13 protein-coding genes are annotated in these 15,419 nt (G+C 40.6%); 12 read left to right on the forward strand and 1 reads right to left on the reverse strand.

Features of this window, described 5'->3' with window-relative positions:
* Positions 1–25 precede the first annotated feature (25 nt).
* From NST09_RS08785 to NST09_RS08820, 8 genes are all read left to right on the forward strand, one after another.
* A complete protein-coding gene (locus NST09_RS08785) occupies positions 26–499 on the forward strand; it encodes a VOC family protein (RefSeq protein WP_051626170.1) in 474 nt (157 codons plus the stop codon).
* Between the two features lie 48 nt (positions 500–547).
* Positions 548–961 carry an Rrf2 family transcriptional regulator gene (locus tag NST09_RS08790; protein ID WP_035700902.1) on the forward strand — a complete coding sequence of 138 codons (414 nt, stop codon included), beginning with the start codon at positions 548–550 and terminating at the stop codon, positions 959–961.
* A 135-nt stretch (positions 962–1,096) separates the two neighbouring features.
* Positions 1,097–1,948 carry an SDR family oxidoreductase gene (locus NST09_RS08795; RefSeq protein ID WP_342493516.1) on the forward strand — a complete coding sequence of 284 codons (852 nt, stop codon included), beginning with the start codon at positions 1,097–1,099 and terminating at the stop codon, positions 1,946–1,948.
* A 223-nt stretch (positions 1,949–2,171) separates the two neighbouring features.
* A complete protein-coding gene (locus NST09_RS08800) occupies positions 2,172–3,770 on the forward strand; it encodes a M48 family metalloprotease (protein ID WP_342493517.1) in 1,599 nt (532 codons plus the stop codon).
* A 245-nt stretch (positions 3,771–4,015) separates the two neighbouring features.
* A complete protein-coding gene (locus NST09_RS08805; RefSeq protein ID WP_035700904.1) occupies positions 4,016–4,732 on the forward strand; it encodes a (Fe-S)-binding protein in 717 nt (238 codons plus the stop codon).
* A gap of 21 nt (positions 4,733–4,753) precedes the next feature.
* Entirely contained in the window at positions 4,754–6,178 is a 1,425-nt protein-coding gene (locus NST09_RS08810) for a LutB/LldF family L-lactate oxidation iron-sulfur protein (RefSeq protein ID WP_342493518.1), read from the forward strand.
* A complete protein-coding gene (locus tag NST09_RS08815) occupies positions 6,175–6,897 on the forward strand; it encodes a lactate utilization protein C (protein ID WP_046343613.1) in 723 nt (240 codons plus the stop codon). Before NST09_RS08810 ends, NST09_RS08815 begins: the two co-directional genes overlap by 4 nt.
* A gap of 330 nt (positions 6,898–7,227) precedes the next feature.
* Positions 7,228–8,136, forward strand: a complete 909-nt coding sequence (locus NST09_RS08820) for a DMT family transporter (protein ID WP_060781073.1) — start codon at positions 7,228–7,230, stop codon at positions 8,134–8,136.
* 53 nt (positions 8,137–8,189) lie between these two features.
* Here NST09_RS08820 and NST09_RS08825 read toward each other — a convergent pair whose 3' ends face one another.
* A complete protein-coding gene (locus NST09_RS08825) occupies positions 8,190–8,333 on the reverse strand; it encodes a hypothetical protein (RefSeq protein ID WP_169476029.1) in 144 nt (47 codons plus the stop codon).
* A gap of 114 nt (positions 8,334–8,447) precedes the next feature.
* On the opposite strand from NST09_RS08825, the gene NST09_RS08830 reads away from it, so the two are divergent.
* From NST09_RS08830 to NST09_RS08845, 4 genes are all read left to right on the forward strand, one after another.
* Positions 8,448–10,664: an RNA ligase gene (locus NST09_RS08830; RefSeq protein WP_242730471.1), complete on the forward strand. Its 2,217-nt coding sequence runs from the start codon at positions 8,448–8,450 to the stop codon at positions 10,662–10,664.
* 64 nt (positions 10,665–10,728) lie between these two features.
* Positions 10,729–11,439, forward strand: coding sequence for a DUF421 domain-containing protein (locus NST09_RS08835; protein WP_017359590.1), 711 nt, complete (start codon positions 10,729–10,731; stop codon positions 11,437–11,439).
* Positions 11,440–11,667: 228 nt separating this feature from the next.
* Positions 11,668–12,249: a TetR/AcrR family transcriptional regulator gene (locus NST09_RS08840; protein WP_017359589.1), complete on the forward strand. Its 582-nt coding sequence runs from the start codon at positions 11,668–11,670 to the stop codon at positions 12,247–12,249.
* A gap of 21 nt (positions 12,250–12,270) precedes the next feature.
* Positions 12,271–15,414 carry a bifunctional cytochrome P450/NADPH--P450 reductase gene (locus NST09_RS08845; RefSeq protein WP_342493519.1) on the forward strand — a complete coding sequence of 1,048 codons (3,144 nt, stop codon included), beginning with the start codon at positions 12,271–12,273 and terminating at the stop codon, positions 15,412–15,414.
* Positions 15,415–15,419: the final 5 nt, after the last annotated feature.

Here is a 15,419-nt window from a genome sequence, read left to right on the forward strand (position 1 = left end):
AGAAGATAGTAAAGGAGTGATTGAAATGATGATGAAAGGCTTGTATGAAGCACATTTACCTGTGAGTGATTTGAAGGCATCCATTTCTTTTTATGAAAAATTGGAATTAACACTTGCTCATGAAAATGAACGAGTGGCTTTTCTATGGATTGAGAAAGGAAAGAGCTGGCTTGGCTTATGGAAGGCTGATATATCCACTATTCCATATCATCCAGCCACTCGACATGTTGCGTTCCAAATAGAAACATCCAGCATTGAGCAGATCAAAGAATGGCTGATAGAAAAAGGGATCAGCATACATCCGATGTTTGGCTTTTCGGAAGAGCAACAGCCTTTAGTACTTGATAATCCGCCACAATTTCATGCCGCGATTTACTTTCTTGACCCAGATGGCAATTTGCTTGAATGCATTGCACCGCTTGAAATCGATGCAGGAGAACATCATGAGATGATGACATTTGAAGATTGGGAAAGAAAGAAACATCCGTTTATTGATTGACAAAACCGCTTATTGTAACTATATTGATTACAACGGTGGTGAAGGAATGTGAAACAAATTAGCAGCAGATATACCATTGCTGTTCATATCTTGTCTTTTATTGCGGGTGTTTCAAAAGAGTGCACAGGGGATTTTATTGCAGAAAGTGTCAATTCAAATCCAGTCATTATCAGAAAAATGATGGCTATGCTCAAAAAGGCGGATCTCATTGAGATTCGCCGAGGAGTTGGCGGTGCTTCTTTAAAAAGGCCGGCAGAGGACATTACTCTACTAGATGTGTACCGGGCTGTGGATGTAAGCGAAGATGAAGAGTTATTTAACTTTCATCAACCAGTCATTGCATGTCCAATTGGTCAAGCCATGGATACGAGACTGCGGCAAGAACTTAAAGAAGCACAGTCCGCACTTGAGCATCACCTTAAACAAGTGACAATTAAGCAATTATTAATCGAGGCGGAGTAGAAAAAGCTCATACATAGAGCTTTTTTTACCCCTTCGTTGTAACCATTTCGATTATAACGAATGATCTGATGCAAGAAACCAGCTGCTTCATACATGAAACATCACCGTTGAACGAAAAATGAGGAGGTCAAATCAATGACATTATTAGTGACAGGTGCAACAGGACAACTTGGATCGCTCGTCGTCAAACATTTGCTCGCAAAAGTACCAGCTGAACAATTGGCGGTCAGTGTTCGAGATCCGCAAAAAGCAGTTCATCTAAAGGAAGCTGGGGTGGATGTGCGCAAGGGAGACTTCACACAGCCGGATACACTTCAATCAGCGTTTCAAGGGATTGATCGCCTTTTGATCATTTCGTCTGGGGATGGAGACCGCGTGAAGCAGCATATCAATGCCATCCAAGCAGCGAAAGCAGCGAATGTGTCATTTATTGCTTATACAAGTGTTGTCAATGCAAGAGAAAGTCAGCTTAACCTAGCACATGACCATGCAAAAACAGAAGAAGCAATTTTGGCCTCTGGCATACCTCATGTTTTTCTAAGAAACAATTGGTATGTGGAAAATGAAAAAGATACGATTCTGGCATCAGTGAACGGAGCGCCGTTTATCAGCCCAATTGGTGAAGGTAAAGTCGGCTGGGCCACAAGAAATGACTATGCAGAAGCAGCAGCAAATGCGTTAACACTGCCGGCACATGATCAGGAAATCTATGAATTGTCAGGACCGCTTCGCACACACACTGAACTTGCACAAATGGTCAGCAAAGTGAGCGGGAAAGAAATCAAAGTAGAGCACATGGATGTAGATACATTTGGAGAATTTTTAGCGTCAAATGGTGTACCGAAAGAAGCTGTTCCATTTGTCAAAGCGATGCAAAGCGGAATCCGCGATGGGGCATTAGCAGTCGAAAGCCATGATTTCGAAAAACTATTAGGCCGCTCTTTAACACCTATTGAAGATAGAATACGAGAAATGATATCGAACTAAACATGTAAAAACGCCCTGTAAAAAGGGCGTTTTTTCTATCCTCATTGAGCCATTCTTTTGAAATATAGGTGTAATGTCCATTTTGTCGTACATATTCTTGTATGTAGATGTTAGAATTTTATGAGATGATTCCAGCAAATGAATGACGCTTACTTTATTATGAAATACATTATTCAAGATATTCATTTTGTTTTAATCCTATTAAACAGCAGGATGTGATGACATGTTACGCAAAGCCTTCCTCTCTTATCTCACTGCCAGTATAATCACAATCATCGTCATTATGATTGAACTCGGTTTTCGTTCAGCCGTTGTTTCACCATTTGTTTTACTTGATTCGAACAAAGAAAGCAACCCAAAAGTATTCGTCGCTCATTCGCTATATCAGGGTGACGTTTTATTAACCTATCAAGACGGTTCTTTCAATGGCCCATCAGAAGCATCCCTTCAATTAAGTGGAAAGAACATAAATCTCACACAGATCCCATCTGCGAATGGAATCAGTATGATTGAAACAGACAAAATAATGAATGATAAGGCATTGGTTTTTCTAAGAAAAGGTTTTGTACCTATCCATGATGATACGATCATGATGGAACAGGTAACGCAAAATCCCTTCTTTTCTACATACAATCTAACGAATCTAACAGAAACAACTAAGATCAGCACAAACTTTAAGTATAGCACCACATTTGTTACATTCATGACTTTAATGGGAATTCTTTTGCCCGCTTTGTTATTTTTCCTATTTAACCTTCATGAATCGATGAAAAACCTATTCACATTATTCATTCCCTTTGTTCTAGCCATTTTTCTTCCCTTGGGATTAAATTATTATTTTTTAATGGGATACGTGCTATCAGTCACAGGATCTTATGTGTTGAGTATGATTCTCTCTATACTTGTGCCTAGTTTCCTGTCAGTCTTATTGACAGCTTATTCATTTGAGTATGTGACAAAAGATTCTTCTGATGTATTAGGAGAAAATGAAGACACTTTAGGAAATTCATTCTTCCTGAACGTTAGGGAGCAAGCCGTTTTATTTGGTGCTATCACATTATCCTTGATATATTTCGGCTCTTATTTAGTCATGCCTTTGGCGTTTCAAGCGAAGGTTATGGATCACCTTTTTCTATTTTGTGCTTGGTATTTCGCCCTAGTCATCTTATTTATTATGGGTTACTCATTCATTCAAAAAATGATAAATAAGTATGAAGTCTTACGGACGGACGAATTCATAAATATTTGCAAAGATATTGAGCATAAAACGAACCAAAAGGTAAATATATGGGTAAAAAAAGACTCACAACATGATGTGAATGCCTGGATATATTCATTTCAACTTCCATTTAGAAGAAAAGTCAATCTATATGTGACGGAAGGGTTATTAAATAAGTTTGATACAGAGGAAATTCGTGCGATCTTATTCCATGAAATGGGACATGTAAAATTAAAACATGCGCATTTCACCATTTACCTCACTGTGATTGTCACCTTACTTATGGGAATCAGTATGTATTATGCCAGACAGGTGATGCTTGCCAATGGTTGGTGGCAATATATTCTGTTGTTCCCAGCAGGGGTATTGATCATAATATTTATGACGGAGTGGTTGCCAAAGAAAATGAGTCGGTTATTTGAGATTCAGGCGGATCGCTTTGCTGTTCACCATCTTGAGAATCAAACTCTATATCTCAATACTTTGATAAAATTAAGTCATTTGATTGAAGAAGATGGAGATGACGGAAGAAAATCTGAATGGCGTGAAAGTCATCCTTCTTTTGAAAAACGAATTCATCACATAAAGAAAATCATGAAGTGAAGGCGGTTTGTGTGAAAGACGACACTTCCTTCGGTAGTATGAAGAAATAAAAACATGAATGTTCTCAAACGCCCTGTAAAAAGGGTGTTTTTTCATGTATCACACAAGCATGATGTCCAAATTTTAGACAAATCCGTTCGTTGAAATTTCAGAAATTTGGGATTAAAATGAAATGAAAGTCTATTATTTAGTCGTCAGATGACCAGATATAAATCAAGGTGCAGTAAAAGAAAGGAAGTTCGCCGATGAGAGTCAGTTTATTTGTCACCTGTATCATTGACACGATGCAGCCACATGTAGGAAAGGCGACTGTTGAGGTATTAGAGCGGCTTGGTGTTGAAGTGGAATTCCCTGAAGAACAAGTGTGTTGCGGGCAGCCCGCCTTTAACAGCGGCTATACAAAAGAAACAATCAAAGCGGCCAAAAATATGATGAAAGCCTTTGAATCAGCTGAATATGTCGTCACACCATCAGGTTCTTGTAAGGCCATGTTTTTAGAATATCCGCACCTTTTTAAAGAAGACCGAGCGTGGTTCGCCCGTGCTCAGGCACTTGCTGCGAAAACATATGAATTAACGGAATTTATTGTTGATATATTACATGTAACAGATGTAGGAGCGAGTTTGAAAGGAAAAGCCACCTATCATACCTCCTGCCATATGACGAGACTGCTTAGAATTAAGGAAGCGCCTTTCACACTGTTATCAAATGTCAAAGATTTGGTGATGGAACCATTGCCTCGCGCTGAAAATTGCTGCGGATTTGGAGGAACTTTTTCAATCAAAATGACACCCATTTCTGAGCAGATGGTCGATGAAAAAGTACAAAGCATAGAGGAGACAGGCGCTGAATATATCATCGGTGCTGACTGTGGATGTCTGCTGAATATCGGGGGAAGGCTGAATCGTCTTCATAAGCCAGTTAAAGTGATGCATATCGCAGAAGTGTTGAATAGCCGCTGAAGCTAAGAGGGGGAACGGCACATGAGTATGAAAATTGGAAAGAAGGCTTTTAAAGAGCGGATCGGCGAAGGATTAGAAGACGATGTGATGAGAGGAGCTGTTTCCTCTGCACAGGAGCGTCTGTATAAAAGACGGATGACTGCAAGTGAAGAGCTTGGAAACTGGGAAAAGTGGCGTGAACTTGGAGAGGACATCAGGCAGCATACACTGGCCCATCTTGATGACTATTTATATCAATTAAGTGAGAGCGTGAGTAGACGTGGAGGTCATGTGTTTTTTGCAAAAACAAAGGAAGAGGCATCAGCGTACATTCAAGATGTAGCACAAAAAAAAGCAGCAAAAAAGATCGTGAAATCAAAATCAATGGTCACAGAAGAAATTGAAATGAATCAAGCGCTAGAAGAGATTGGCTGCGAGGTAGTTGAAAGCGATCTTGGAGAATATATTCTTCAAGTTGATGACCATGAACCACCTTCACATATCGTGGCACCAGCCCTTCATATGACGAAAGAACAAATACGGGAAGTTTTTCACGAAAAGCTTGGATATGATATGTCAGAGACTCCTGAAGAAATGACCAAATTTGTAAGAGCTTTGTTACGAGAAAAATTTCTTGAAGCAGATATTGGTGTGACGGGCTGTAACTTTGCTGTGGCTGACACAGGATCGATTTGTCTTGTGACGAATGAAGGGAATGCGGATCTTGTCACGTCTATTCCAAAGACACATATCGCAGTCATGGGGATGGAGCGGCTTGTACCAACGATGGAGGAGCTCGATGTCCTTGTCGGTCTATTGTGCAGAAGCGCAGTAGGTCAAAAGTTAACAAGCTATATCTCTGTCGTGGGGCCAAAAGGAGAAGAAGAAGTTGATGGGCCAGAAGAGTTCCATTTGGTCATTGTGGATAACGGACGGTCAAACATATTAGGGACGGAATTTCAGCCAGTTTTGCAATGTATTCGGTGTGCAGCCTGTATCAATGTGTGCCCCGTTTATCGGCATGTTGGCGGTCATTCGTACGGATCAATTTACCCGGGTCCGATTGGTGCTGTTCTTTCGCCGCTACTTGGAGGATATGACGACTACCAAGAGCTTCCTTTCGCCTCAAGTTTGTGCGCAGCCTGTACAGATGCTTGTCCAGTGAAAATTCCACTTCACGAATTATTAATCAAACATCGACAAGTCATCGTTGAAAAAGAGGGGAGAGCGCCTAAAGCGGAAATGATGGCAATGAAAATGTTCGGAATGGGCGCATCCACTCCTAGAATGTATCGATTTGGAACAAAAGCAGCCCCTGTGCTCTTGAAACGTATGGCTTCAAACGGACAGATTTCAAAAGGTGCGGGTCCTTTAAAGAATTGGACAGAAATTCGTGACCTCCCAGCGCCAAGCAAAGAAAGGTTTCGGGATTGGTTTAAAAAGAAACAAAAGGAGGAGCGGCAATGAAAGGAACCATTTCTCATCGAGATCCATTTTTAGCACATATCCAGCAACAATTAGGCAAAAGCCCCTCCAAGCCTGCATCTATTCGGCGTCCGGTTTGGAAGCATCGAGTCAATTGGGAAACAAATGAAGGTCTGTCGAAAGAAGAATTGGTAGAGCAATTGAAGGTGCAATGTCAGCAAATTCATACGAGAGTGGTAGAAACAACGCCAAAAGAAGCACCCTCAACGTTACGATTATTGATGAAAGAGTATGGAGAAGGTCCTGTGATGACTTCGAGCGATAGACGTTTTGCACAATATGAATGTCATCCTATGTTTCAAGCCTTGCGGAAAGAAGGAATCTCAGTTACTAGCTGGAATGCAGATACATCAAGAGAAGAAAATATAAGGCAGGCAGAACAAGCGAAATATGCAGTGGTATTCAGCGATTACACACTTGCAGAATCCGGAACCGTTGTTCTTTCCTCCCATCAAGGTCAAGGGAGAGCACTTCATTTTTTACCGATGATGTATATCGTATGTATTGAAAAAAGCACAATTGTCCCGCGGATGATTCATGCTGTTTCAGCTCTTCATCGCCTAGTAGAAGAAGGAGAGCAGACGAAAGGCGCCATTCATTTTATATCAGGTCCAAGTAATTCTGCCGATATTGAAATGAATTTAGTGGTTGGTGTTCATGGGCCGGTGCGGGCTGTTTATGTATTAATAGATGATGAATAAGGGCTTTCGTGAAGAAAGCTTCAGCGTATAGGCAAACCCTCGCATTCGGTGTCAGTCCTGTGCTTCGGTGCTCACGAATGTTAAATTCGCTCCGCGCCGATGCTCGTCCTTCCTAGGGCTGCAAAGGTTTTCTATCACGCTGAAAAGAAAACAAAGGGCTAAAATAAAGTTCATTTTAGCCCTTTGTCAACAATCTGGGGCTTTCGTGGAGAAAGCTTTTTTTATGTAAACATTCTAAAAATTCATCTTGCCTCTAGGCGAATAGTCATAGTAAGATGACGTCATACAAGATGAGAAGCTCATCTACTGCTGATGTAAAGGAAGCTGCTAATGGAAATGAAGACAAATGCTCCAAAGAAGTCGATTGCGGTGCCGCTTGTGATCTCCATCATTGCGATTTCGTTTTCGGCCATTATTGTGAAGTGGTCAAGTGCGCCTGCTGCTATTTTAAGTATGTATCGAATGATATTTGCGGCGGTTTTGATGCTTCCGTTTATTCTGCCGCGTCAAAAAGAGTTTGTCTCGTTAAAGCGGAGAGACTGGTTTTTCTTATGTATGTCAGGTTTCTTTTTAGGGCTCCATTTTGTTTTGTGGTTCGGCTCATTGAAGCTCACCACAGTGGCGAGCTCTACAATCATCATTGCACTTCAGCCGATGGTGTCATTATTAGGCGGATTTCTCATTTTTCGTGAACGAACAACGAAGTCAGCCATTTTCACAATGTGTGCGGCGATTGTTGGTGCGCTCATGATCGGATGGGGGGATATCGGACATAGCCAAGACGCCATTATAGGAGACATTTTATCCTTTTTCAGTGTAATCGCTGTTGTTTGTTATTTATTAATCGGTCAACAAGCTGTGAGAAAGATATCTCATTGGATTTATAGTTTTTGTGTATTTGGTTTTGCCGGCCTTTTTTTAATTTTATTTAACCTTATACAGCAAACGCCTTTTGTAGGCTATTCGGGTAAAGAATGGGGGATTTTTTTACTGCTCGCCATTATCCCTACCATGTCCCATGTCATTAACAACTGGCTGTTAACCTATGTGAATGCGACAACTATTTCAATGAGTATTCTAGGCGAACCTGTTGGGGCAACGATACTCGCTGTTTTACTGCTTGGAGAGAAAGTCACGCTGATGCAAATGTTCGGTGGTCTTCTTGTCCTTTTAGGTGTCTTTTTCTTTTTGATGCAGCAGCGACAAGGAATCGTGATGAAAACAAAAAAATCCGGTTAACTCCCGGATTTTTTTACTCTTTTAAATGATTTTTTTCAATTACTTTGTTTAATCTAGCCTCGACTTTCTTCAATTCCACTTGTTTTCTTCGTATCATTCGAATCGCGATGACAACGATGGTCACGATCAATGCAATAAATAGAAGAGAAAATACTTGAATACGATATCCCCAATGTTGAATGCAGTATTCGCTTCATTAGGCATGTGTAACCCTCCTTATATCTATATATTGCCATAAAAAATAAAAGATTGAGATTTATCCATAATTTATCTATAATAGGTAAAATATCACTCATTAAAGGAGAACCATTATGAGAACTTTAGTCCTTTTACGAGGTCTCCCAGGTGCAGGTAAATCAACTTGGATCAAAGAACAAGGCTTAGAACCATATACATTATCAGCGGATCAGATCCGTCTGTTAACCCAGCCTCCGCAGTTATCAGTCAATGGGAAGCCGGAAATTTCAAGCAAACATGATCATAAAGTCTGGTCTTTATTATTTGAACTCCTCACAGCCCGAATGGAACGAGGAGACTTTACTGTCATTGATGCAACACATGTCACAAGTAAGTCCATTTCGCAGTATAAATCATTAGCTACTTCATACCGCTATAGAGTGTATGTCGTCGATTTTACGCAAGTGCCTCTTGAAACAGCCTTGCTGCAAAATCGCTGTCGAGAGCCGCACAAAGTAGTGAAGGAATCTGTTTTATATCAAATGAATGAACGGTTAAAGACAGAGAAGGTGCCTTCATGGGTAACCGTTTTGACGCCTGAGGAATATCCAGCCATTATGACGTATCAGCCCAGGTCTTTTGATCAGTATGAGGCCATTCACGTCTTCGGTGATATTCACGGCTGTTACACAGCTCTAAATACTTATTTGCAAGGAGACTTGAAAGAAAACGAGCTTTATATCTTTGCAGGTGATTTGCTTGATAGAGGAATAGAAAACAAGGAAGTGTTAGAATGGATGCTGGCACATAGAGAATGCCGCAATGTGATCGTCATTGAAGGAAATCATGATCAGCATCTTTACAAATATGCACATGAAGAAAAAGTGAGAAGTAATATGTTTAACCGTCATACTGCGCCTGAAATTGCGGAAGCAGGTTTTGACCTAAAAGAATTAAGGAAGTTTGTCAGAACATTTCATCAGCTCACCTATTTTACGTATCATGGTCAGACATTTCTTGTCACCCATGGTGGGCTTGCTCATTTGCCAGAAGAGCTTCTGCATGTCTCAGCGCAGCAGCTTATTCACGGAGTAGGTGAATATTCAGATGACATTGACCACTTATTTGTGCAAAATACTTCTGGATTAGATATCATTCAAATTCATGGTCATCGCAATTTATATAGACTGCCTATCCAAGCGGCGGAAAGATCTTATAATCTCGAAGGTCAGGTTGAATTTGGCGGACAGCTGCGTGTGTTAAAAATCACAGCAGGCGGGATTGAGACACATGAAATTGACAACCCTGTCTACAGAGCTTCTGAAAACAAGCAACCGGTCTTTGTTCAGCCCAATTTGACGCTGGATGATTTTTTAGCCCATTTAGATCAGCATGAATATGTACAGGAATTAAAGCTGCCACACGATATTTCATCTTTTAATTTCACCAAAAAAGCATTTAGTGAAAGACAATGGGATGAAATAAATGTCAAAGCAAGAGGGTTGTTTATCAATATGACTTCAAAGCAGATTGTGTCTAGAAGTTATAATAAGTTCTTTAATATTGATGAACGTCCTGAAACCAGAATGCAGCATTTAGTGAATCATCTTCAATTTCCTGTGACGGTCTTTGATAAAGCAAATGGATACTTAGGCACGGTTGGGTTTAACGACATAAAAGATGAGCTGGTGTTTACGTCCAAATCGTATACGTCACATGTGAAGCAAAATCAGCATGCTGCTTGGGTCGAAGAGCTATTTTATGCGACCTTTGACGATGTGCAGGTCGATTACATCAAATCATACGTACGCGACAACCATGTATCCCTTGTATTTGAAGTCATTTTGCCAGGGAAAGATCCGCATATTATCACATATGATCATGATCAACTCATTTTACTTGATATCGTGAAGCGTCAGCTGAGCTATGAAAAAGAACCATTTGCTGAAGTGAAAAGGCTCAGTGAACAGCTTGGCATGCGGTGCAAACAGCAAGTGGCAGTGTTTCATGATTGGACCTCTTTCTATAAATGGTATCAATCTGTATCACATGATGACACAATCAAAGAAGAAGGCTATGTCATTGAGGATAATAGCGGCTTTATGACCAAGTTAAAGCTTCCTTATTATCAATTTTGGAAGCAAATGCGATCCATTAAACAGCGTGTTGCAGATAAGCGCTCCACCCAAAAATATATGCAGGCTTTGCAAACAGCAGAGCAAGCAAGATTTTATACATGGCTACTCGAGCAAGATCCAGTAAACGTGAGAAACAGCTCAATCATTGAGCTGCGTTCACAATTTGAGCAAACGGAAGCGGGCCATTTGAATAATGACGGAATAAATGCATAGTCTAACAAAGAGTCTTTTCTAGAGAAAAGGCTTTTTTTCATGAAATCGAAAGGTGGAAGCTGAAATGCCAGATCATATTGAAGTCATACTTCGAACCATATTTGCTTTTGCTATTTTATTCGGCGGTGCCCGTCTTCTTGGAAAGCAAACCATTGCACAAATGAATATTTTTGATTTCATTGCGGCGATCAGTCTAGGTTCAATTGCGGCGAACTTGGCGTTTAATACTACGCTTCCGCTTCATCACACAACCATTTCTTTTGTGACACTTGTGATCATTATTTATGTGATTTCTTTACTTGCTTTAAGAAGCCGGAAGGTGAGAGGTTTTATGGCCGGTAAACCAACGCTTGTGATTCAAAATGGCAAAATCCTTGAAGAGAATATGAAAGGAATGAGGTATACACTTGATTATTTAAATCAACAGCTCAGAGAAAAGAATGTGTTTGACATTAGTGAAGTTGAATTTGCAATGATTGAAACAGATGGGCATATGTCGGTGAAAAAATACCCTTCATTTGATTATGTCACGCGAAAAGATCTTAACCTATGGATGCAGGCAGAGCGTTACATGCCCATTGAAGTCATTATGGACGGAAAGCTCATTTTGAAAAACCTTCATGAAAACCAATTAACGGAGCAGTGGATATATGAAGAAATTCAAAAAAGGCAGCTGTCTTTAAAAGACATTGTTTATGCGGTTCGTTCAAGTAATGGCAGTTTATATATTGATACATATGACGATCACATCCATTCTCCAATTGACCAAGAATGAACATATAGTTCAGTCGACACCCGCGCGTCACAGAACTGCCAATATTTATAAGTCGTTTGGATGTCATCTATCTAGGTATCATTTCTCAATTATTATTATTTTCAAAAAATGTAGTGACGGAGAAAAATAAGTATGTTTAAGTATAAATAGAAGAATTTAAAATATTAATATAATATACACCAAGCGGAATGAATATTCATTCCTGATAAAACGAAAGGAGAGGATGAAATGCCCGCAGCAACTACTGATAAACAGGAGCAGATTATGAAGGCTTCTCTGGACTTATTTATTGAACGGGGTTTTGACGGTACAACGATGCCGATGATTTCGAAAAGAGCCAATGTTGGAGCAGGAACCATTTATCGTTATTTTGATAGTAAAGAGGCTCTTGTGAACATTTTATACCAGCGAAGCCTGACTGCATTTATCGACAAGGTGAATACAAACAGTCCAGACCCTAAAGCAAGCATTAGGGCTTATTTCAAACATGTCTTTTATTGCTTAGTGCTCTTTACAAAAGAGAACCCAAGTGGTCTGTACTTCTTAGAAATTGACAAACGCTCACACTATTTAGATGAGAAAAGTAAAGAGAAGATGCAGCAGCTATTAAATGAGCTATTTCATATTTTTGAAGAAGGCAAAAAGGATGGAATTCATCCAAATCTTTCAGGGAGAACGATTTTATCCATTGTATTTGGAGCGTTCGTTCAGCTTCATAAACAGATTCTAGCAGAGGAAATTGAACCAACGATTGAATTTTTAGAAGATATTGAGCAATGCTTATGGCGTGCCATTAGCGTTGCATCATAAAGAAATAAAGGGAGTGGGCACATGCAACAAACATCAATCATTCCAAAACCAAAAACATACGGACCTTTAAAAAATATTCCTCATATCAAAAAAGGAGAGCTTTCTCAAACCTTTTGGCGGCTGGCAGATGAATTAGGGCCGATCTTTCAGTTTGAATTTTCAAAAGCAACAAGTATTTTTGTTTCCAGCCATGAACTTGCTAAAGAAGTATTTGATGAGAGGCGTTTTGATAAATTCATTGGAAGCAGTCTCAATAAAGTGAGAACATTTTCAGGGGATGGGTTATTCACAAGTTGGACAGAAGAGCCGAATTGGAGAAAGGCTCATCACATCTTGATGCCGGCGTTTAGCCAGCAGGCCATGAAGGGCTATCATGAGATGATGCTCGATATTGCCACACAGCTTGTACAAAAATGGCAAAGAACGGGCCGTGATGAAGAAATTGAAGTAGCAGAAGATATGACAAAGCTCACTTTAGATACGATCGGGCTATGCGGTTTTGATTTTCGATTTAACAGCTTTTATAAAGAAAATCAACATCCATTTATTGAAAGCATGCTGAATGGTTTAAATGAAGCGATGGATCAAGCAAGCAGATTGCCGGTCGCAGATAAATTAATGATCAAAAGAAGAAAAGAATTTGAACAAGATGTTGATTTTATGAAGCAATTAGTAGATGACATTATTCAAGAACGGAAAAAACAAGATAAAACGGGCAATGATTTACTATCTCTCATGCTACATGCAAAGGATCCTGAAACAGGTGAACGCCTGTCGGATGAAAATATCCGTTATCAAATCATTACCTTCTTAATAGCAGGTCATGAAACAACAAGTGGATTGTTGTCATTTGCGATTTATTTTTTACTAAAGAATCCAGACAAATTAAAAAAAGCCGTACAAGAAGCAGACAACGTGCTACAAGGCGGACTGCCGACATTTAAGCAGGTTCAAAAACTAAGTTATACGCGTATGGTCTTAAATGAAGCACTTCGCCTCTGGCCGACGGCGCCTACGTTCTCTCTTTATGCGAAAGAGGATACAGTCATTGGAGGAAAATATCCGATCCAAAAAAACCAAAGTGTCAATGTGCTGCTTCCTAAATTACATCGGGATCAAGCGGTTTGGGGGGAGGATGCAGAAGAATTCAAGCCTGAACGTTTTATGCATCCTGAAAAGATTCCACAGCATGCCTATAAACCGTTCGGAAATGGCCAGCGTGCATGTATTGGGATGCAATTTGCCCTTCATGAAGCCACGATGGTTCTGGCGATGGTTCTGCACAACCTTGAACTGATTGACCATACGTCGTATGAACTGGATTTAAAAGAATCTCTGACCATTAAGCCGAATGATTTTAAAATCAAAGTGCGGCCAAGAAAGCAGCAATTCTTTATGGCGCCTCCGAAAGAAGAACCAACAAAAAGCACGGCATCTGCTGAAGCAAAAATAGCGAGTCATGGAACACCGCTATTGGTCTTGTACGGATCAAATCTGGGCACAGCAAAGCAGATGGCAAACGAATTTGCTGAAGACGGGAAAGCAAAAGGGTTTGACGTGACAACGGCACCGCTTGATGATTATACTCGAAAGTTACCAGAGTCAGGCGCAGTTTTAATTGTAACGGCTTCATACAACGGTCATCCGCCTGACCATGCGAAACAGTTTGTGGATTGGGTGACGCAAGATGAGGAGCAGGATCTATCAAACGTGACATTTGCAGTCTTTGGGTGCGGAGATCGAAATTGGGCGAGCACATATCAGCGTATTCCTCGTCTGATTGATGAAGCACTTGAAAGAAAAGGGGCGAAGCGTGTAACGGATATTGGTGAAGGCGATGCGGGCGGTGATATGGATGAAGATAAAGAAACATTCCAGAAGACAGTCTTCGATGAGCTTGCAAAAGAATTCAATTTAACCTTGCAGGAGAAACGCCAAGAAAAGCCAAACCTATCCATTGCATATACGAATGAACTAGTGGAACGTCCTGTAGCTAAAACATACGGTGCCTTTTCAGCTGTTGTATTGAAAAATCAAGAATTACAATCTGAAAAAAGTACCCGCCAAACAAGGCATATCGAACTTCAATTACCTGAAGGCAAGCACTATAAAGAAGGAGATCATATCGGAATCGTGCCAAAAAATAGTGCAACACTCGTTCAGCGAGTGACCGATCGTTTTAAGCTGGATCCCAAGCAGCACATGATACTCTCTTCGGAAAAAGAAGCAAGTCATTTACCATTAAATCAGCCAATTCAAGTCGGAGAATTGCTGGCGTCACATGTAGAGTTGCAAGAGCCTGTGACACGTACTCAGCTAAGAGATCTTGCAAAATATACGGTATGCCCACCTCATCGTATTGAACTTGAACAAATGGCGGGAGAAATTTATCAAGAAGCTATATTAAAGAAGCGTGTGACCATGCTTGATTTACTAGAACAATACGAAGCATGTGAACTGCCATTTGCTCATTTTTTAGCCCTTTTACCAGGATTGAAGCCTCGTTATTACTCGATCTCCAGTTCGCCAAAGGTGGATGAAAAGAGGCTTAGTATCACAGTAGCTGTTGTGAAAGGAAAATCATGGAGCGGACGCGGTGAATACGCAGGTGTCGCTTCAAACTATTTATGCGGACTGCAAGAAGGAGATGAAGTGGCCTGCTTCCTTCATGAAGCTCAAGCAGGATTCGGATTGCCGCCTTCTCCTGAAATACCAATGATCATGATTGGACCAGGAACAGGTATCGCCCCGTTTAGAGGGTTCATTCAGGCAAGGGAAACATGGCAAAATGAAGGGAAGACGTTAGGTGAAGCCCATCTTTATTTTGGCTGCCGCCACCCGCATGAAGATGATCTGTATTATGACGAAATGCAGCTTGCAGAACAAAAAGGAGTCGTCACCATCCACCGTGCTTACTCTCGCTACGAGGAGCAAAAAGTGTATGTCCAGCACTTCATTAAAAATGATGGAGCCAAGCTCATTGAATTGCTCGACAAAGGCGCCTACCTGTATATTTGCGGGGATGGAAAGGTCATGGCACCAGATGTCGAGGCAACACTTATTGAACTGTATCAGACTGAGAAACAGTGTGCGAAAGAAACAGCTGAACAATGGCTGACATCTCTAGCCAATGACAACAGATATGTAAAAGATGTATGGAGCTGATCACG

The organism is Bacillus sp. FSL W7-1346 (assembly GCF_038593335.1).
In the GTDB taxonomy this organism is placed as follows: Bacteria; Bacillota; Bacilli; order Bacillales; family Bacillaceae; genus Bacillus; species Bacillus altitudinis.